The sequence below is a fragment of the Streptomyces sp. NPDC001137 genome (assembly GCF_040298885.1).
In the GTDB taxonomy this organism is placed as follows: Bacteria; Actinomycetota; Actinomycetes; order Streptomycetales; family Streptomycetaceae; genus Streptomyces.
Genome location: NZ_JBEPBA010000008.1, coordinates 195,217 through 213,467, shown reverse-complemented (window position 1 = coordinate 213,467; position 18,251 = coordinate 195,217). Strand labels below are relative to the sequence as shown.

Annotated in this window: 19 protein-coding genes; 10 read left to right on the top strand and 9 right to left on the bottom strand. The window is 70.3% G+C overall.

From position 1 onward, the window contains the following. Window positions 1–72: 72 nt before the first annotated feature. From ABT254_RS18370 to ABT254_RS18355, 4 genes are all read left to right on the top strand, one after another. Window positions 73–288 carry a hypothetical protein gene (locus tag ABT254_RS18370; RefSeq protein ID WP_030933991.1) on the top strand — a complete coding sequence of 72 codons (216 nt, stop codon included), beginning with the start codon at window positions 73–75 and terminating at the stop codon, window positions 286–288. A gap of 15 nt (window positions 289–303) precedes the next feature. Continuing rightward, complete coding sequence (locus tag ABT254_RS18365) at window positions 304–927, top strand: DUF1266 domain-containing protein (protein ID WP_351470697.1); 624 nt, start codon at window positions 304–306, stop codon at window positions 925–927. Between the two features lie 205 nt (window positions 928–1,132). Then, window positions 1,133–1,879, top strand: coding sequence for a DNA repair protein RecO (recO, locus tag ABT254_RS18360; protein WP_351470694.1), 747 nt, complete (start codon window positions 1,133–1,135; stop codon window positions 1,877–1,879). A 43-nt stretch (window positions 1,880–1,922) separates the two neighbouring features. Beyond that, window positions 1,923–2,768 carry an isoprenyl transferase gene (locus tag ABT254_RS18355; RefSeq protein WP_351470692.1) on the top strand — a complete coding sequence of 282 codons (846 nt, stop codon included), beginning with the start codon at window positions 1,923–1,925 and terminating at the stop codon, window positions 2,766–2,768. 163 nt (window positions 2,769–2,931) lie between these two features. Here the strand turns inward: ABT254_RS18355 and ABT254_RS18350 are convergent, their stop codons facing one another. The 4 genes from ABT254_RS18350 to ABT254_RS18335 form a co-directional block, all read right to left on the bottom strand. Continuing rightward, a complete protein-coding gene (locus ABT254_RS18350) occupies window positions 2,932–3,342 on the bottom strand; it encodes a Fur family transcriptional regulator (protein WP_351470689.1) in 411 nt (136 codons plus the stop codon). 185 nt (window positions 3,343–3,527) lie between these two features. After that, window positions 3,528–4,430 (bottom strand): metal ABC transporter permease, encoded by a 903-nt coding sequence (locus ABT254_RS18345; RefSeq protein ID WP_351470686.1) that lies wholly within the window; start codon window positions 4,428–4,430, stop codon window positions 3,528–3,530. A 10-nt stretch (window positions 4,431–4,440) separates the two neighbouring features. Beyond that, complete coding sequence (locus tag ABT254_RS18340) at window positions 4,441–5,247, bottom strand: metal ABC transporter ATP-binding protein (protein ID WP_351470683.1); 807 nt, start codon at window positions 5,245–5,247, stop codon at window positions 4,441–4,443. Further along, on the bottom strand, window positions 5,244–6,203 hold the full coding sequence (locus tag ABT254_RS18335; RefSeq protein ID WP_351470680.1) for a metal ABC transporter substrate-binding protein: 960 nt from the start codon (window positions 6,201–6,203) through the stop codon (window positions 5,244–5,246). The genes ABT254_RS18340 and ABT254_RS18335 overlap by 4 nt, the downstream gene beginning before the upstream one ends. A 150-nt stretch (window positions 6,204–6,353) precedes the next feature. On the opposite strand from ABT254_RS18335, the gene ABT254_RS18330 reads away from it, so the two are divergent. Together ABT254_RS18330 and ABT254_RS18325 are read left to right on the top strand one after the other, a co-directional pair. Beyond that, window positions 6,354–7,736 (top strand): glycine--tRNA ligase, encoded by a 1,383-nt coding sequence (locus ABT254_RS18330; protein ID WP_115908288.1) that lies wholly within the window; start codon window positions 6,354–6,356, stop codon window positions 7,734–7,736. A 157-nt stretch (window positions 7,737–7,893) separates the two neighbouring features. Next, the gene (locus ABT254_RS18325) at window positions 7,894–8,505 is read left to right on the top strand and encodes a LysE family translocator (protein WP_351470677.1); all 612 of its coding nucleotides are present in this window, start codon (window positions 7,894–7,896) and stop codon (window positions 8,503–8,505) included. Between the two features lie 23 nt (window positions 8,506–8,528). On the opposite strand, the gene ABT254_RS18320 is transcribed toward ABT254_RS18325, so the two are convergent. Beyond that, window positions 8,529–9,575 (bottom strand): chitinase, encoded by a 1,047-nt coding sequence (locus ABT254_RS18320; RefSeq protein ID WP_351470674.1) that lies wholly within the window; start codon window positions 9,573–9,575, stop codon window positions 8,529–8,531. A 159-nt stretch (window positions 9,576–9,734) separates the two neighbouring features. Here ABT254_RS18320 and ABT254_RS18315 point away from each other — a divergent pair, with 159 nt between their 5' ends. Together ABT254_RS18315 and ABT254_RS18310 are read left to right on the top strand one after the other, a co-directional pair. Next, complete coding sequence (locus tag ABT254_RS18315; RefSeq protein WP_351470672.1) at window positions 9,735–10,745, top strand: aldo/keto reductase; 1,011 nt, start codon at window positions 9,735–9,737, stop codon at window positions 10,743–10,745. Window positions 10,746–10,770: 25 nt separating this feature from the next. After that, entirely contained in the window at window positions 10,771–11,361 is a 591-nt protein-coding gene (locus ABT254_RS18310; protein ID WP_351470669.1) for a TetR/AcrR family transcriptional regulator, read from the top strand. Between the two features lie 114 nt (window positions 11,362–11,475). Here the strand turns inward: ABT254_RS18310 and ABT254_RS18305 are convergent, their stop codons facing one another. From ABT254_RS18305 to ABT254_RS18295, 3 genes are all read right to left on the bottom strand, one after another. Beyond that, entirely contained in the window at window positions 11,476–12,609 is a 1,134-nt protein-coding gene (locus ABT254_RS18305) for a serine hydrolase domain-containing protein (RefSeq protein WP_351470666.1), read from the bottom strand. A gap of 85 nt (window positions 12,610–12,694) precedes the next feature. Next, entirely contained in the window at window positions 12,695–12,910 is a 216-nt protein-coding gene (locus tag ABT254_RS18300) for a hypothetical protein (protein WP_351470663.1), read from the bottom strand. A gap of 121 nt (window positions 12,911–13,031) precedes the next feature. Further along, complete coding sequence (locus ABT254_RS18295; RefSeq protein ID WP_351470660.1) at window positions 13,032–14,459, bottom strand: MFS transporter; 1,428 nt, start codon at window positions 14,457–14,459, stop codon at window positions 13,032–13,034. A gap of 101 nt (window positions 14,460–14,560) precedes the next feature. Between ABT254_RS18295 and ABT254_RS18290 the strand changes: the two genes are divergently transcribed. Beyond that, on the top strand, window positions 14,561–15,469 hold the full coding sequence (locus ABT254_RS18290) for a helix-turn-helix transcriptional regulator (RefSeq protein ID WP_450751180.1): 909 nt from the start codon (window positions 14,561–14,563) through the stop codon (window positions 15,467–15,469). A gap of 90 nt (window positions 15,470–15,559) precedes the next feature. Here the strand turns inward: ABT254_RS18290 and ABT254_RS18285 are convergent, their stop codons facing one another. Next, on the bottom strand, window positions 15,560–17,005 hold the full coding sequence (locus tag ABT254_RS18285; protein ID WP_351470657.1) for an MFS transporter: 1,446 nt from the start codon (window positions 17,003–17,005) through the stop codon (window positions 15,560–15,562). 98 nt (window positions 17,006–17,103) lie between these two features. On the opposite strand from ABT254_RS18285, the gene dusB reads away from it, so the two are divergent. Further along, window positions 17,104–18,246 carry a tRNA dihydrouridine synthase DusB gene (dusB, locus tag ABT254_RS18280; RefSeq protein WP_351470654.1) on the top strand — a complete coding sequence of 381 codons (1,143 nt, stop codon included), beginning with the start codon at window positions 17,104–17,106 and terminating at the stop codon, window positions 18,244–18,246. Window positions 18,247–18,251: the final 5 nt, after the last annotated feature.

The window sequence follows — 18,251 nt, the reverse complement described above, 5'->3', positions numbered from 1 at the left end:
CACGCTGTAGGCGCAACGAACACGGTGCCCGCAATTATGAGTCGTGTTCGTTACGGTCGTTAAGGAGAGGAAATGAAACCGCCCGTCGGCACTCATGTCGTGGACACGCGAACCGGAAAGGTGGGAATCGTCATGGGGCACGAAGGGCCGTACGTCCAACTGAGACCGTACGGGGGCGGCAGGGAGTGGGACGCCGATCCCGCCGCCGTGCGCGGGGCCACCCAGGCGGAGCGGCTGAGCGCGGCGACCGCGTACGCCAACGCCCGCAGCCGGGGTGAAGTGCCTTGAGTAAGGTGCGGGCGCATGAGTCTGCCGAGCATCTGGAGATGGCGCAGGCCGCGGGCCGCGCGGCGCTACCCCGACCCGCTCACGGCGCACCAGCTGTGGATGGTGTCGCTGAGCGCGCCGGTCAGCCGGGACCGCAGCGCCTCGCGGACCACCCTGTACCCGTTCACGCGGATCGATGACGACAGCGCCCGCAGCTGGCTGGCCGAGCAGTGGGAGATCACCTCGCGCGCCGAGCTGACGGACCGCCTGGACGGGTTGTCGCGCACCGGCTACCGCGCCCGGGCCAGGCAGCTCCTCGGCGTCTCGCCGCTCGCCTGGGACGCCGCCCTGTACGCCGACATCGCCCGGCTCGGCTTCGGGTGCGGGATGATCACCGAGGCCGAGGCCTGGACCGCCCTGAAGAACATCGTGCCGGCGGTCGTGGGGACGTACGCCTCCTGGCAGGAGTACGCCGACCACTACCTGCTGGGACGGACCGTGTGGCGCGAGGGGCTCCGCGGCACGCGGGACGCGGCCTTCCCCGCCCCGCAGTCCGCCGCGGACACACACCTGCGCGCCCTCCTGGACCCGGCGAACCGGGCCAGCCCCTGGAACCTGGCCCCCTGGGACACCATCAGCCACCCCGACCGTCCCCGCTGAGCCCGGCGGTACGCGAGAATGGACCTCATGAGTCAGTTCCGCGACGAAGGCCGACCGGAACCCCATGGGGGCCGGCGATGAGTCTGTTCCGGGACGACGGCATCGTGCTGCGTACCCAGAAGCTGGGTGAAGCCGACCGGATCATGCTGCATCACCGCGGGGGACGCCCCCCGCACCCCCGGCCGAAGACCCGTGGCGGTGCGCGATGAGTCTGTTCCGGGACGACGGCATCGTGCTGCGCACCCAGAAGCTGGGTGAAGCCGACCGGATCATCACCTTGCTCACCCGTGGGCACGGCCGTGTGCGGGCCGTGGCGCGTGGGGTGCGGCGTACCAAGTCCAAGTTCGGTGCCCGTCTCGAACCCTTCTCCCACGTCGACGTGCAGTTCTTCGCGCGCGGGAGTGAGCTGGTGGGTCGCGGCCTCCCCCTGTGCACGCAGAGCGAGACCATCGCGCCGTACGGCGGTGGGATCGTCGCCGACTACGCCCGCTACACCGCGGGGACCGCCATGCTGGAGACCGCCGAGCGGTTCACCGACCACGAGGGCGAGCCGGCGGTGCAGCAGTACCTGCTGCTCGTGGGCGCCCTGCGCACCCTCGCCCGCGGCGAGCACGCCCCGCACCTCGTCCTCGACGCCTTCCTCCTGCGCTCCCTCGCCGTCAACGGCTACGCCCCCACCTTCAGCGACTGCGCGAAGTGCGGAATGCCCGGGCCGAACCGGTTCTTCTCGGTGGCCTCCGGCGGAGCCGTCTGCGTCGACTGCCGGGTGGCCGGCAGCGTCGTACCCTCACCGCAGACCCTGGAACTGCTGGGCGCACTGCTTACGGGAGACTGGGAGACCGCGGACGCATGCGAGCCGCGGTATGTCAGGGAGGGGAGCGGGCTGGTGTCCGCGTATCTGCACTGGCATCTGGAGCGCGGGCTGCGCTCTCTGCGGTACGTGGAGAAATAGGCCCGCGCACATACGAGCAAGCCGAAGAGGAGACGAGAAGCACATGGTCGTACGCGGGATCCTGGGACGCCAGCGCCGCGAGTACAGGGCACCGGAGCCGCACCCGTCCGGCGCCCGCGCGCCGAAGCTGCCGGGCGAGCTGGTCCCGAACCATGTGGCGATCGTCATGGACGGGAACGGGCGCTGGGCGAAGGAGCGCGGGCTGCCGCGCACCGAGGGCCACAAGGTGGGCGCCGAGCGCGTCCTGGACGTGTTGCAGGGCGCCGTCGAGATGGGCGTCGGCAACATCTCCCTCTACGCCTTCTCCACCGAGAACTGGAAGCGCTCACCCGAAGAGGTCCGCTTCCTCATGAACTTCAACCGCGACTTCATCCGCAAGACCCGCGACCAGCTCGACGAACTCGGCATCCGGGTGCGCTGGGTGGGCCGTATGCCCAAGCTGTGGAAGTCGGTCGCCAAGGAGCTCCAGGTCGCGCAGGAGCAGACCAAGGACAACGACAGGCTCACGCTGTACTTCTGCATGAACTACGGCGGGCGGGCCGAGATCGCGGACGCCGCGCAGGCCCTTGCGGAGGACGTGAAGGCGGGGCGCCTCGACCCCTCCAAGGTCACCGAGAAGACCCTCGCCAAGTACCTCTACTACCCGGACATGCCGGACGTGGACCTGTTCCTGCGGCCGAGCGGCGAGCAGCGCACCTCGAACTACCTGCTCTGGCAGAGCGCCTACGCGGAGATGGTCTTCCAGGACGTGCTGTGGCCGGACTTCGACCGCCGCGACCTGTGGCGGGCCTGCGTCGAGTTCGCCTCCCGCGACCGCCGCTTCGGCGGCGCAGTCCCGAACGAGCAACTGCTCGCCATGGAACGGGACATGCAGGGCGGCCCGGAGTAGTTCGGTCTTCGGCCCGGACTGGGCTCGGTCTTTCAGCCCGGCCTGGGTTTGGTTCTTCAGCCCGTCCGGCGTTTGAGGACGAGGCCGTTCAGGCCGAAAGCGGGGGTCTGGGGGCGGCAGCCCCCAGGGGCGGCCACCCGGACCACCCGCACCGCGCACCCGCTCACCCCGCGGCGCACTCCGCACAGGTGCCGAAGATCTCCACCGTGTGCGCCACGTTCACGTAGCCGTGCTCGGCCGCGATCGCCTCCGCCCACTTCTCCACCGCGGGCCCCTCCACCTCGACCGCCTTGCCGCAGACGCGGCACACGAGGTGGTGGTGGTGTTCACCGGTGGAGCAGCGGCGGTAGACGGACTCGCCGTCGGAGGTGCGCAGGACGTCGACCTCGCCGGCGTCGGCGAGGGACTGGAGGGTGCGGTAGACGGTGGTCAGGCCGACCGAGTCGCCCTTGTGCTTGAGCATGTCGTGGAGCTCCTGCGCGCTGCGGAACTCGTCGACCTCGTCGAGCGCCGCCGCCACAGCGGCACGCTGCCGGGTGGCGCGGCCCTTCACGGGCGGTCCAGCGGTCGTCACCGGTTCCTCCTCTTTTCGGCTCGATCGCCTGCGGGGCGCCTTGTGCCGGTGTCCAGACCGCGACCGTGCTCAACCCTTCGGGCCTCCGCGCGCTCGCGCCCTCGACACCGGCGCGCCCCTTCGGCTCCTCGCGCCTCCTACGTCTGCGCTTGCCGGGCCATTGTGCCAGCCCGGCCTGTGCGCAGTCAGACGCCGACCTTCCCCTCGGGGGCGCGCGCGGCCGGAATTGCACACTCCGCGGGGTCGCCGACGGGCTGGGCGGCCGCTGCGGCACGGGCGCGGCGGCGGGCCAGCGGGGCCGCCAGCGCCGTCAGCGCCATGAAGGCCGCGATGGTCAGCAGCACGATCGTCGCGCCCGGCGGCACGTCCTGGTAGTACGACGTGATCGTGCCGCCGATGGTCACGGACACCCCGATCGCCACCGCGATCGCGAAGGTCGCGGCAAAGCTGCGGCTCAACTGCTGTGCCGCCGCCACGGGCACCACCATGAGGGCGCTCACCAGCAGCAGGCCCACCACGCGCATCGCGACCGTCACCGTCACCGCAGCCGTGACGGCGGTGAGGAGGTTCAGGGCGCGCACCGGAAGGCCCGTCACCCGCGCGAACTCCTCGTCCTGGCTGACCGCGAAGAGCTGCCGGCGCAGACCGAGGGTGACCAGCACCACGAAGCCCGCGAGCAGGCAGATCGCCGTCACGTCCGACTCCGACACGGTCGACAGCGAGCCGAAGAGGTACGAGGTCAGGTTGGCGTTGGAGCCGCCCGGCGCGAGGTTGATGAACATCACGCCGCCGGCCATACCGCCGTAGAAGAGCATCGCGAGGGCGATGTCGCCGCGGGTGCGGCCGTACCAGCGGATCAGCTCCATCAGGACCGCGCCGAGCACGGAGGTGAGGGTCGCCATCCAGACCGGGGACGCGGAGAGCAGGAAGCCGAGGCCGACGCCGGTCATCGCCACATGGCCGATGCCGTCGCCCATCAGGGCCTGGCGGCGCTGCACGAGGTAGATGCCGATCGCCGGGGCGGTGATGCCGACGAGGACGGCGGCGAGCAGGGCCCGCTGCATGAAGGCGAAGTCGAGAAAGTCCATTACCGATCCATCAGCTCAGCAGGCCGGTGCGCACGGGCGTGTGCTCGTGGGGGTGTACGTGGTCGTGACCCGGCAGCGCGTGCTGGCCGACGGCTCGCGGGGGCGGGCCGTCGTGCAGGACGCAGCCGTCGCGGAGCACCACCGCGCGGTCGATGAGGGGCTCCAGCGGCCCCAGTTCGTGCAGGACGAGCAGGACCGTCGTACCGGCCGCGACCTGCTCCCGCAGGGTCCGTGCGAGTACCTCCTGGCTGGCCAGGTCGACGCCCGCCATCGGCTCGTCCATGATCAGCAGTTCGGGTTCGGCGGCGAGCGCGCGGGCGATCAGCACGCGCTGGTGCTGACCGCCGGAGAGGGCGTTCACCGAGTCCTTCGCCCTGTCCGCCATGCCGACGAGCTCCAGGGCCCGGCGTACGGCCGCGTGGTCCGCCTTGCGCAGCACGCCGAAGCGGGCGCGGGAGAGCCGGCCCGACGACACGATCTCGGTGACGGTGGCGGGGACACCGCCCGCGGCGGTCGTGCGCTGCGGCACGTACCCCACCCGCGCCCAGTCCCGGAACCGCCTGCGCTCCGTGCCGAACAGCTCGATCCCGCCGGCGCTCACCGGCACCTGGCCGATGATCGTGCGGATCGCGGTCGACTTGCCGGAGCCGTTGGCGCCGAGCAGCGCGACGACCTCACCGCGTGCCACGGTGAGGTCGATCCCGCGCAGGACGGGGCGCGAGCCGAGGTCGGCGCGGACCCCGCGCATCGCTATGACGGGCTCCGTGCCGGGTTCACCTGCTGCGCCCACGCCCATGTCGTCCTCCGTAAACGTCATTTGGATCCCAGGGCCGTCTGCAGCGCCTTGAGGTTGGCCTCCTGGACCGAGAAGTAGTCCTTGCCGCGGGACTTCGACGTGATGCCCTCGATCGGGTCGAGGACGTCCGTCTTCAGTCCGGCGTCGGCGGCGACGGTCTTCGCGGTCTTGTCGCTGACGAGCGTCTCGTAGAACACCGTCGTGACGCCGTCGGCCTTCGCCATCTTCTCAAGGTCCTTCACGCGGGCGGCGCTCGGCTCGGACTCGGGGTCGAGGCCGTTGATGGCCTCCTCGGTCAGGCCGTAGCGCTCGGCGAGGTAGCCGAAGGCGGCGTGCGTGGTGATGAAGACCTTGGACCTGGTCCCCGAAAGGCCGTCCTTGAACCGGGTGTTGAGCGCGTCGAGCTTCTTGACCAGGGCCGCGGTGTTCTTCTTGTAGTCGGCCGCATGGGCCGGGTCCGCCTTCTCGAAGGCGGCGCCGACGCCCTCGGCGACCTGGGCGTACCTCACCGGGTCGAGCCAGATGTGGGGGTCGAGACCGGCCAGCTCCTCGTTCTTGGAGCTGTCGTGGGAGGCCGCGTGGCCGCCGACCTCGTTGCCGTGCTTCTCCAGCGAGGTGAGGGAGGCGGCGTCGATCTTCGTCTTGACCTCGGACTGGGCCACCGCGTCGTCGACGGCGGGCTGGAGGTTCTTCAGGTAGAGCACCGCGTCGGACTCCTGGAGCTGCGCGGTCTGCCGGGCGCTGATCTCCAGGTCGTGCGGCTCCTGCCCGGGCTGGGTCAGGTTGGTGACGTGCACATGGTTCCCGCCGATCTGCTCGGCGAGGAACTCCAGCGGGTAGAACGACGCGACGACGTCGAACTTGTCCGTGTTGCCCGCGGCGGCGCTCTCACTGGAGCAGGCGGAGAGGGTCGTCAGGCCGAGGGCGGCGACCGCGGCCGTGGCCGCGGTGGATATGAGGCGTCGTCGTACGTTCATGACAGTCATTTTCAACAAAGATGGAAACCGTTGTCAACAAACATCCGAGGGGACACCGATTTGATTGAGGGGAGGCCCCCGCCGGTACCCTGAAGCATTCGCTCTGAAGCGTCTCGCTTCCTCGCCCGTCGTCGTAATGAAGAGAGCACCGTGGCCGCCGACAAGATCGACACCATCGTCAGCCTGAGCAAGCGCCGTGGCTTCGTTTTCCCCTGTAGTGAGATCTACGGCGGCCAGCGCGCCGCCTGGGACTACGGACACCTGGGTGTCGAGCTCAAGGAGAACATCAAGCGCCAGTGGTGGCGTTACATGGTGACGTCGCGCGAGGAGGTCGTCGGTATCGACTCGTCCGTGATCCTGGCTCCCGAGGTCTGGGTGGCCTCCGGTCACGTCGCCACCTTCTCGGACCCGCTGACCGAGTGCACCTCCTGCCACAAGCGCTACCGCGCGGACCACCTGGAGGAGGCGTACGAGGAGAAGAAGGGCCGCCTCCCCGAGAACGGCCTCGCCGACATCAACTGCCCCAACTGCGGCACCAAGGGCCAGTTCACCGAGCCCAAGCAGTTCTCGGGTCTCCTCTCCACGCACCTCGGCCCGACCCAGGACTCCGGTTCCGTCGCGTACCTGCGCCCGGAGACCGCCCAGGGCATCTTCACCAACTTCGCCCTGACGCAGACCGCCGCGCGCAAGAAGCCGCCGTTCGGCATCGCGCAGATGGGCAAGTCCTTCCGCAACGAGATCACGCCCGGCAACTTCATCTTCCGCACCCGCGAGTTCGAGCAGATGGAGATGGAGTTCTTCGTCAAGCCGGGCGAGGACGAGAAGTGGCAGGAGTACTGGATGCAGGAGCGGTGGAACTGGTACACCGGCCTGGGTCTGCGTGAAGAGAACATGCGGTGGTACGAGCACCCGCAGGAGAAGCTCTCCCACTACTCCAAGCGCACCGCCGACATCGAGTACCGCTTCCAGTTCGGCGGCAGCGAGTGGGGCGAGCTCGAGGGCGTCGCCAACCGCACCGACTACGACCTCACCGCGCACTCCAAGGCCTCCGGCCAGGACCTCCACTTCTTCGACCAGGAGGCCGGCGAGCGCTACACCCCGTACGTCATCGAGCCCGCCGCCGGTGTCGGCCGCACCATGCTGGCGTTCCTGCTCGACGCCTATGTCGAGGACGAGGCGCCCAACGCCAAGGGCAAGATGGAGAAGCGCACGGTGCTGCGCCTGGACCACCGCCTCGCGCCCGTGAAGGTCGCGGTGCTCCCGCTGTCCCGCAACCCCGAGCTGTCCCCGAAGGCCAAGGGTCTCGCCCAGGCGCTGCGCCAGAACTGGAACATCGAGTTCGACGACGCCGGTGCCATCGGCCGCCGCTACCGCCGCCAGGACGAGATCGGTACGCCGTACTGCGTGACGGTCGACTTCGACACGCTGGACGACAACGCGGTGACGGTGCGTGAGCGTGACTCCATGAAGCAGGAGCGGGTGTCTCTCGACCAGATCGAGGGGTACCTGGCCGGGCGGCTCGTCGGCGCCTAGGTTCCTGGGGGGCTGCCGCCCCCCAGACCCCCGCTTCCGGCCCTTGAGGGGCCTCGTCCTCAAACGCCGGACGGGCTGAAAAGCTCCCGTAGTGGCCCCCGATACAGGTCTCGCATTGGTCCTGTATCGGGGGCCTCGGCGTTACCAGGCTGGCGCCATGAGTCTCGCCTTTCTCCTCACCACCCTTGTCGTCGTCGCCACGCCCGGCACCGGCGTCGTCTACACCCTGGCCGCCGGGCTGTCGCACGGCCGTCGCGCGAGTGTCGTCGCGGCCTTCGCCTGCACGCTCGGGATCGTGCCGCACGTGCTGGCCTCCGTCACCGGGCTCGCCGCGCTCCTCAACGCGAGCGCGGCGGCCTTCCAGGTCCTCAAGTACGCCGGTGTCGCCTACCTCCTCCACATGGCGTGGGCGACGGTGCGGGACAAGGAGGCGATCGCCGTGGACGAGAAGGCCGCCCCCGGCTCGGCGGGACGCGTGATCGTGCGGGGCGTGCTGATCAACATCCTCAACCCCAAGCTGACGATCTTCTTCTTCGCGTTCCTGCCGCAGTTCGTGGACCCGGGTGCGCCGCATGCGCTGCCGCGGATGCTCTGGCTGAGCGGCGTGTTCATGCTGGCGACCTTCGTCGTCTTTTCCGCGTACGGGATCCTCGCCGCGTCGGTCCGCAGCCGCGTCACCTCGCGGCCGCGGGTGATGGCTTGGCTGCGGCGGGGGTTCGCGGGGTCGTTCGTGGCGCTGGGGGCCAAGTTGGCGCTGACTGCGCGGTAGTCGCTCGGCGGGGGCGCCTGGGCTCAACGGCCCTGCAGCGTCCTCACGTTGTCGCCGAAGGTCCAGTTCTTCGAGCCGTCCCAGTTGATCGACCAGGTCATCAGGCCCTTGAGGGCGGTGCCGTAGTGCTTCCAGGCCTGGGAGACGAGGGACGGTGACATGTAGCCACCGCCGGCGCCCGGCTGGGCGGGGAGGCCGGGGACCTGTTTGTCGTACGGCACCTTGATCGTCGTACCCTGCACGACCAGCCCCTTGTTGAGGCAGTCGGTCTGGGCGACGAAACCCGCCACCGTGCCGGCCTGGTAGGAGTCGCCCGAGCAGCCGTACATGCTGCCGTTGTAGTACTGCATGTTCAGCCACCACAGGCGGCCGTTGTCGGCGTACTTCTTGATGATCGGCAGGTAGGCGCCCCAGATCGAGCCGTAGGTGATGCTGCCGCCGGTGACGTAGGCCGTCTCCGGCGCCATGGTGAGGCCGAAGTTCGACGGCATCCGGGACAGGATCCCGTCGATGATGCGGATCAGGTTGGCCTGCGAGGCGGAGAGTTGGGAGATGCTGCCGCTGCCGACCAGGCCCGTCTCGATGTCTATGTCGATGCCGTCGAAGTTGTACTTCTTCAGGATCGGGACGATCGTCGAGACGAACTTGTCGGCCACCGCGGTCGAGCTGAGGTCGATGCCCGCCGCCGCTCCGCCGATCGACAGCAGGATCGTCCGGCCGGACGCCTTCGCCGCGCACATCTCCGTGGGCGTCGCCACCTTCACACCCGAGTCCATGCCGTCCTCCCAGAGGGCCGTTCCGTCCGAACGGATCACCGGGAAGGCGGCGTTGATCACGTTGTAGCCGTGCGCGGGGATGCGGGAGTCGGTGATCGGGGTCCAGCCGAAGGGCGGGTGGACCCCGTTGGCGGAGCCGTCCCAGTTCTCCCAGTAGCCCTGGAGGACCTTTCCGGCGGGCCTCGACCTGACCGCGCAGGTGTCGGCGGCCGAGGCGGTGGGCGCGGCGGGGAGCTGGGTGGCGGCCGCGGTCGCGAGCGCGGTGGCGAGCAGGGCCAGGCTGCGGCGGAGCATCGGGCCTCCCGGTGGGGGATCGGTGAGGTGTCGTAGGCATGACAGTGCTCTGGTCCAGACCTCTCGTCAATAGGTCTGGACCAACTTGGAGGATGGCCGGTGGCAAAGTTGGAATGACAGATATTGAAATCTGTCAGCTGTCATGTCAGGGTGGGATGCATGACGATGCGAACCCGAAACCTCGGAACCACCGGCCCCCAGGTCTCCGCCCTCGGCCTCGGCTGCATGGGCATGTCCGGCATGTACGGCGAGGCGGACCGCGCCGAGTCCATCGCCACCATCCACGCGGCCCTGGAAGCCGGCGTGACCCTGCTCGACACCGGCGACTTCTACGGCATGGGCCACAACGAACTGCTGATCAGCGAGGCCCTGCGCACCGCCCCGCCCGCCCTGCGGGAGAACGCGCTGCTCAGCGTGAAGTTCGGCGCCCAGCGAGGCCCGGACGGCGACTGGTACGGCTTCGACGGACGCCCGGCCGCCGTGAAGACCTTCGCCGCCTACTCCCTCCAGCGCCTCGGCGTGGACCACATCGACGTCTACCGCCCCGCCCGGCTCGACCCGAACGTGCCGATCGAGGAGACCGTCGGCGCGATCGCGGAACTGGTCGAGCAGGGATATGTCCGCCACATCGGCCTCAGCGAGGTCGGCGCGGACACCATCCGCCGGGCCGCAGCCACCGCCCCGATCGCCGACCTCCAGATCGAGTACGCGCTCATCTCCCGCGGCCCCGAGCGGGAGATCCTGCCCACCCTGCGGGAACTGGGCATCGCGGTCACCGCGTACGGCGTGCTCTCCCGCGGGCTGATCTCCGGCCATGTCACGCCCGGCCAGGGGTACGCGGCGAACGACTTCCGCGCCCACTCGCCCCGCTTCCAGGGCGACAACCTCCAGCACAACCTCACGCTGGTCGAGTCCCTGCGCAAGGTCGCCGAACAGAAGGGCGTGTCCGTCGCGCAGATCGCCATCGCCTGGGTGCTCTCCCGCGGTGAGGACATCGTGCCGCTGATCGGCGCCAAGACCCGCGAGCGGCTCGGCGAGGCGCTGGGCGCCCTGGACGTCACCCTGGACGCGGCCGACCTCGCCGCCATCGAGGCCGCCGTACCGGCCGACGCGGCGGCCGGCGAGCGGTATGCCCCCGCCCAGATGGCCATGCTCGACAGCGAGCGCTGATCACGGTGCCGGGTACCGTCTAGGCATGCCTGCGACCACCGAGACCCTGACCGCCGAGCGCATCCTCGAGGCGACCGAGGAGGTGCTGCGCCGCCACGGCCCGGCGAAGGCCACCGTGGTCGACGTGGCCCGCGCGCTCGGCGTCAGCCACGGCAGCGTCTACCGCCACTTCCGTACGAAGGCGGCGCTGCGGGAGGCGGTGACCAAGCGGTGGCTGGACCGTGCGACCCAGGAACTGGCCGGTATCGCCGCGGACGCGGAGCGGGACCCGGAGGCCCGGGTGCGGGAGTGGCTCGCGGCGCTCTTCGCGGCCAAGCGCCACAAGGCGGGCGGGGACCCGGAGCTGTTCGCCACGTACTCGGTGCTGGCCGGTGAGGCGGGGGAGGTGGTCAGTGGGCATATCGCCGAGCTGACCGGCCAGCTGACCGCGATCGTGCGGGCGGGCGTCGAAGCGGGGGTTTTCGCTGTCGCGGACCCGGTGACCGCCGCGCGCGCCCTGTTCCAGGCCACCGGCCGCTTCCATGACCCCGGTTATGCCAAGGAGTGGGAACGGCCGGGGGTGGAGGGGGAGTTCGAGGCGGTGGTGGATCTGTTGGTGCGGGGCTTGCGGCGCTGAGCGCCGCCGGGGCCTTTGACGGGCTGTTCATCGGCCGCGGGTCCGTCGTGGCTGGTCGCGCCCACGCGGCGGAAGCCGCACATTCGATACAGCCCCGCGCCCCTACGGGGCGCGTCAGCTTCCCGCCACGCAGGCCCAGAAGTCCCGCATCACCGGGGTGGGCGTCGGGTTTGTCATTGACGCCTGGGTCAGCAGGATCGTGACCGTTCCCGTCGGCGGGATGATGTGGGCCGTCGTGCCGGTGCCGCCGACCCAGCCGTAGCGGCCGGGGACGTTCCAGAGGTCTGCCGGGGTGACGTCGACCTGGCCGCCGTAGCCCCAGCCCTGGCCCTCCAGGAAGAGGGGGACGGCGTCCCGCTGTGCGGCCGTGAGGTGGTTGGTGGTCATACGGCTGACCGAGGTGGGGGAGAGGAGACCTCCGCCGGAGTCCAGCAGCATGCGGGCGAAGGCGAGCCAGTCGTCGGCCGTGGAGACGAGGCCCCCACCGCCGGAGTGGAAGCGTGGGAGGCGGCTCCAGTCGCCGTCCGGGGTGTCCGCCAGGTGGAGGGTGTCGTCCTCGGTCGGGGCGTAGGACGAGGTGAAGCGGTGCCGTTTCGACGACGGGACCTCGAACGCCGTGTCCTGCATGCCCAGCGGTTCGAAGATCCGTTCCGCGAGGAATTCGGGGAGCGTACGGCCCGAGGCCCGGGCGATCAGGATGCCCTGCAGATCGGACGAGGTGCCGTAGAGCCAGGCCTCGCCCGGCTGGTGCAGCATCGGCACCTGGGCGAGGAGGCGCAGCCAGGTGTCGTGGTCCGGCCAGTCCTGGAGGTGCCGGCCGTCCTTCTGGACCGTGAACAGGGACTGCACCGCGGGGAGCGAGAAGTCGGCGGGGAAGCCCCAGCCGGTGCGGGAGCTGAGCAGGTCCTCGACGGTGATCGGGCGGGCCGCCGGGACCACGTCGTCCACGGGGGCGTCCGGGGTGCGGACCACGAGCGGCTTCGCCAGTTCCGGCAGCCACTCCTCCACCGGTGAGTCAAGGCCGAGCAGCCCGTCCTCCACCAGCATCAGCACCGCTGCCGCCGTGATCGGCTTGGTGATCGAGGCGATACGGAAGATCGAGTCCCGGGCCATGGGGGCGGTGCCTTCGGTGTCCACCGAGCCCACGGTCACCACCTCGACGTCGTCGCCGCGCGCCACCAGGGCGACGGCGCCGGGCACGGATCCGTCGTCGACGTGCCGTTGCAGGGTGTCGTGCAGGGTGCTCATCGGTCGGCCTTCCGGTCGGGGCGGTCGTCCTGAGTACGACTCCCGGCACGGCGGAAAGTCATCGGCCCGCCCGCTCCCGGCGGCCCTACGCCTCCGACGCCCCCGCCGGATCCACCGTCGCCTGGTGCTCCCGGGCGAGATGCTCCTCCGCCTTCAGCCAGGGCAGGAACTGCGCACCCTTGCGCCAGCCGCACGTGTCACATCTGATCACGCGCTGCGCGCCCTTGCGCTCCACCCGGACGACATGCTCGCGCCCGTGCTGGTCCCAGCGGCTCACCTTGCTCGTGTTGATCTCCAGCATGATGTCTCGCCTCCGGCACAGGAGTGTGCAGCAAGACCAACATCAACAGGGACTTTCGCACGGCGAGTTGACCAAGCCGTGGCCGATTCCACACAGGATCGCGCGCAGTTGTCAGCAGTTGTCAGCCGATCGTGCGCGGCAGGCGCAGGCTGAGCAGGCCGGTCAGGGCGACACAGCCCAACTGGGTGAGGAGCGTGGTGACCAGGGCGTCCCGCATGCCAAGACCCGGGACCAGAGAGAGGAAGAGGGTGCCGAGGGCCGCCACCCCGAGGGCCAGGGACGACTGCTGGGTCGTCATCATCACTCCGCTGCCGACACCGGCCCTCGCGGGCTCCACCTCGGACAGCACGACCCGGAAGATGATGGGCAGTTGGAGCGCCTGACCGGCGCCCGCGAGAGCCGCTCCGGGGAGCAGTTCGACGAAGCCGAGGTCCGGCCAGGCCCGCCAGGCGGCCAGCGCCATCAGTCCCACGCCCGCCCCCTGGAGCAGCGCGCCGACGGTCACCACCCGGGTGCCGTACCGGGCGACCAGCCGCGGCCCGGCGAGCGAGACGAAGAAGAAGACGACGGCCATCGGCGCGAGCGCCAGCCCCGCCGGGACCGGACCGAGTCCCGCGCCCCGCTGCAACGCCACCGCGACGACGAACATGAAGCCGCTGAAGCCGATGCCGAACGGCACGATCATCACCAGTCCGCGGCGGAGCGAGGTGAGAGCGAACAGGCTGGGCGGGACCAGCGGCGTACGGCCCCGCCGGTCCGCCCGGCGCTCCACCGCGTAGAACGCCGCCGCGAGGAAGGGGAACGCCGTCAGCGACAGCCACGTCCACAGCGGCCAGCCCGCCGAACGGCCCTCGGTGAGCGGGGCCAGCAGCGCGAGGAGGGAGGCGGTGAGCAGGACGGTGCCGGGGCCGTCGACCGGCTCCGGGTGCTGGGAGCGGGTCTCGGGGACGGCACGGGCGGCGAGGACCAGGCCCGCGATCACCACGGGCACGTTCACCAGGAAGACCGAGCGCCAGCCGGTGCCGGCGATGTCGGCCGCCACCAGGATCCCGCCGAGGATCTGCCCGGCCACCATGGACAGCCCGGCCGTGGCGCCGTACAGGCCCATGGCCTTCGCCCGCCGCTGTCCCGAGGTCGCCGCCTGGATGGTGGCGAGGACCTGCGGCAGCATCGCGGCCGACGCCGCGCCCTGAGCGACCCGCGCCGCGACCAGGGCCCAGGCGTTGGGGGCGAGCCCGCAGGCCAGCGAGGTCAGACCGAAGGCCGCCACTCCGCCGAGGAAGAGCCGCCGCCGCCCGAACAGATCGCCCAGCCGTCCGCCGAGGACGAGCAGGACGGCGTAGGCGAGCCCGTATCCCGCGACGACGAGTTCGAGGACGGCCTCACTCGCGTGCAGATCCCTGCCGATGGTCGGCAGGGCGACATTGACGATGAAGAAGTCGATGAGAGGAAGTGCCGCTGCCAGCAGCACGGTGAAGAGTCCGAGGCCGCCGAGCGAGGGTGGGGCGGCCGGCGATCGGACGGTGCGTGTAGCGATGGTTTCGGTCACGCTCTTGAGCGTGCGCTCTCTCCCAAGCTGGTACCAGAGTCTTTTTATCCTGGTACAAGAACCACCTGGAAACAGTGTCGGCAGGGCGGCAGGCTGGAGGCATGGCGACGATGGCTCACGTGACGAACCAGGAGACGGCGCCCGCACCGTCGCGCGGCACGGGCGCCGAGGTGCGGCGCCATGAGCTGGCGGCTTTCCTGCGCAGCCGCCGCGAGCGCATCACCCCCGAGGAGGTGGGACTCCCGCGCGGCCGCCGGCGCCGCACGCCCGGTCTGCGCCGCGAGGAGGTCGCCCAGCTCTCCGCGGTCGGCGTCACCTGGTACACCTGGCTCGAACAGGGCCGTGACATCCAGGTCTCCGTCCAGGTCCTCGACGCCCTCGCCCGCACCCTGATGCTCGATGCCACCGAGCGCGCCCACCTGTTCCAGCTGTCCGGCGCGGTGGACCCGACACCGGCCCTGATGTGTCCGTCGGTGACACCCGCCCTGCGGGCCATGCTGGAGCAGCTGGAGCCGTACCCCGCCAGCATCCAGAACAGCCGGTACGACATCCTCGCCCACAACCGCACCCTCGGCCTGCTGCTGTGCGACCTGGAGGCGGTACCGCCCGAGGACCGCAACTGCATCCTGCTGTCGTACACGAACGACGACTGGCGCGACTCGATCGTGCACCTGGAGGACACCCGCCGCCTGATGGCCGCCCGCCTCCGCGCCGCCATGGCCGGCCATCTCACCGAACCCGCCTGGAAGATGCTCCTCAAGCGCCTGCGCGAATACCCGGAGTTCTGCGAGGCCTGGGAGCGCCACGAGGTCGTCGCCGCCCACAGCAGACGCAAGGAGTTCCTCAACCGCCTGGTGGGCCGAGTGGTCGTGGACCAGTCCGAACTGTGGCTGGGCCCGGAACTGGGCTCCCGGATGGTCACGTACGTCCCGGCGGACGAGGAGTCGAGGGCACGGCTGGAGAGGCTGCACGAGCTGGCCCTCAAGAAGGGCACATCTCAACCGGCGTAGGTGCAGCGGCCTTTGGGGGCGCGGGGCTGTGTCGATGTGCGGCTCCGCCGCGTGGGCGCGACCAGCCCCCACCGACCCGCACCCGCCGAACTACGCACTGACCCCCGCGGCCTGGCGCACCTCCGCAGAGTCAAGCTGCGCCGCAGCCCGCTCAGCACTCCGCCGAGCCCACCGCCCACTGCTCAGCGCGCCAAGCCCAAGCACCGCAGCCCCACACCCCGTGAGAATCCACCACCCCGGCACGGAGGCCGACACGAACACGTCCTTGTACGACGAGGCCCCCACACCGGAGGCCAGCACCGCCCCCACCACGGCGACCCCGAGCGTCTGCCCGAGCTGCCGGCTGGTGGACGCGACGGCGGCGGCCACCCCCGCCTGGGCGCGAGGCATCCCCGACACCGCGGTATTGGTGATCGGCGCGTTCACGAACCCGAACCCGATACCGAACAGCAGGTAGGCGACGAACAGCGTCACGTTCGACGTCTCGGCCTCGAACCCGGCGAACAGCACCCCACTCGCCGTGATTGCCGCGCCGGCCACGAGGAGCGACAGCCGCGGCCCCCTGCTCCCCACCAGCCGCCCGGACAACGGCGCGCACAGGAACGTCGGCACCGCCATCGGCAGCATCCACAGCCCCGCGTGCAGGGCGTCGTACCCGCGCACGTTCTGCAGATACAGCGTCGACAGGAACAGGAACCCGCCGAGTGCGGCGAACGCGCTGATCGCGATCACCGTCGCCCCGCTGAACGGCACCGACCGGAAGAACCGCAGATCGATCAGTGGTTCGTCGCGACGGGGCTCGTACCAGAGCAGCCCCGCCAGTGCGGCCAGCGCGACCGCGACGAAGGGCAGCACGTAGTCCGCGCCCGAGTTCGGGGCCTCGATGATCGCGTACGTCAGGGAGCCGAACAGGGCGATCACCAGGAGCTGGCCGACCGGGTCGGGGCGGCGGGCCTTGGGCGCGCGGGACTCGGGAACGTAGCGCAGCGTCAGCAGCAGGGCCGCGAGACCCACCGGCAGGTTGACCCAGAAGATCGAGCGCCAGCCGACCGACTCCACCAACAGCCCGCCGGCCAGCGGACCCGCGGCCATCGAGATGCCGACCACGCCTCCCCAGACCCCGATCGCACGGGCGCGCTCGGCCGGGTCGGTGAAGGTGTTGGTGATGATCGACATGGCGACCGGGTTGAGCATGGAACCGCCCACCGCCTGGATCATGCGGAAGGCGATGAGCGAGTCGAGGTTCGGGGCGAGGGAGCACAGCAGCGAGCCCGCGGTGAAGATGATCAGGCCCGCCATGAAGACCCGCTTGCGGCCGACGCGGTCGGCCGTGGAGCCGGAGAGCATCAACAGCGAGGCCAGGACCAGCGTGTATGCGTCGATGGTCCACTGCAGTCCGGCGGTGCTCGCGTGCAGCTCCCGCTGCATCGACGGCAGGGCGACGTTCAGAGCGGTGACGTCGAGGCTCACGATCAGCAGGCTCATACAGCAGATCGCGAGGACCAGGAAGCGTCGGCGGTGGCTGAGCTCGGGCATGCGTGTCACTTTACGCTCGCATCGATAGTGTGTCTAACTAATAGTGCAGCTAACTAATGGCCGCTACATGATCACTGCCGATGCGCGACAATGGGCCAATGCCCACGCCCGTGTCCCCGCTGCAGATCGGCCCGCACACCGTCGAGCCGCCCGTCGTCCTGGCCCCGATGGCCGGGATCACCAACGCACCCTTCCGCACCCTGTGCAGAGAGTTCAGTGGCGGCAAGGGTCTGTTCGTGAGCGAGATGATCACGACCCGGGCGCTGGTCGAGCGCAACGAGAAGACCATGCAGCTGATCCAGTTCGACGCGACGGAGAAGCCGCGCTCGATCCAGCTGTACGGCGTCGACCCGGCCACGGTCGGCAAGGCCGTCCGCATGATCGCGGAGGAGGACCTCGCCGACCACATCGACCTGAACTTCGGCTGCCCGGTCCCCAAGGTGACACGCAAGGGCGGCGGCTCGGCCCTGCCCTACAAGCGCAATCTGCTGCGCGCCATCCTGCGCGAGGCGGTCTCCGGCGCGGGCGACCTGCCGGTCACCATGAAGATGCGCAAGGGCATCGACGACGACCACATCACCTTCCTCGACGCCGGCCGGATCGCCGTGGAGGAGGGGGTGACGGCCATCGCCCTGCACGGGCGCACCGCCGCCCAGCACTACGGCGGCACGGCGGACTGGGACGCCATCGCGCGGCTCAAGGAGCACGTGCCGGAGATTCCGGTGCTGGGCAACGGTGACATCTGGTCGGCCCAGGACGCGCTGCGGATGGTGCGGGAGACGGGCTGCGACGGCGTGGTCGTGGGACGCGGCTGCCTGGGGCGGCCGTGGCTGTTCGCGGACCTGGTGGCCGCCTTCGAGGGCGGTACGGAGGCCATCGTGCGCCCCGCCCTGCGCGAGGTCGCCGACATCATGGTCCGCCACGCCGCCCTCCTCGGCGAGTGGATCGGCGACGAGTCCAAGGGCGTCGTCGACTTCCGCAAGCACGTCGCCTGGTATCTGAAGGGCTTCGCGGTCGGCAGCGAGATGCGGGGGCGTCTCGCGATCACGTCCTCCCTCGCCGAACTCCGCGCCGGACTGGACGAGTTGGACCTCGACCAGCCCTGGCCCGCCGGCGCCGACGGCCCCCGCGGCCGCACGTCCGGAAACAACCGGGTGGTGCTGCCGGACGGCTGGCTGAAGGACCCGTACGACTGTGCGGGGATCGGCGAGGACGCGGAGCTGGACACCTCCGGCGGCTGAACCGC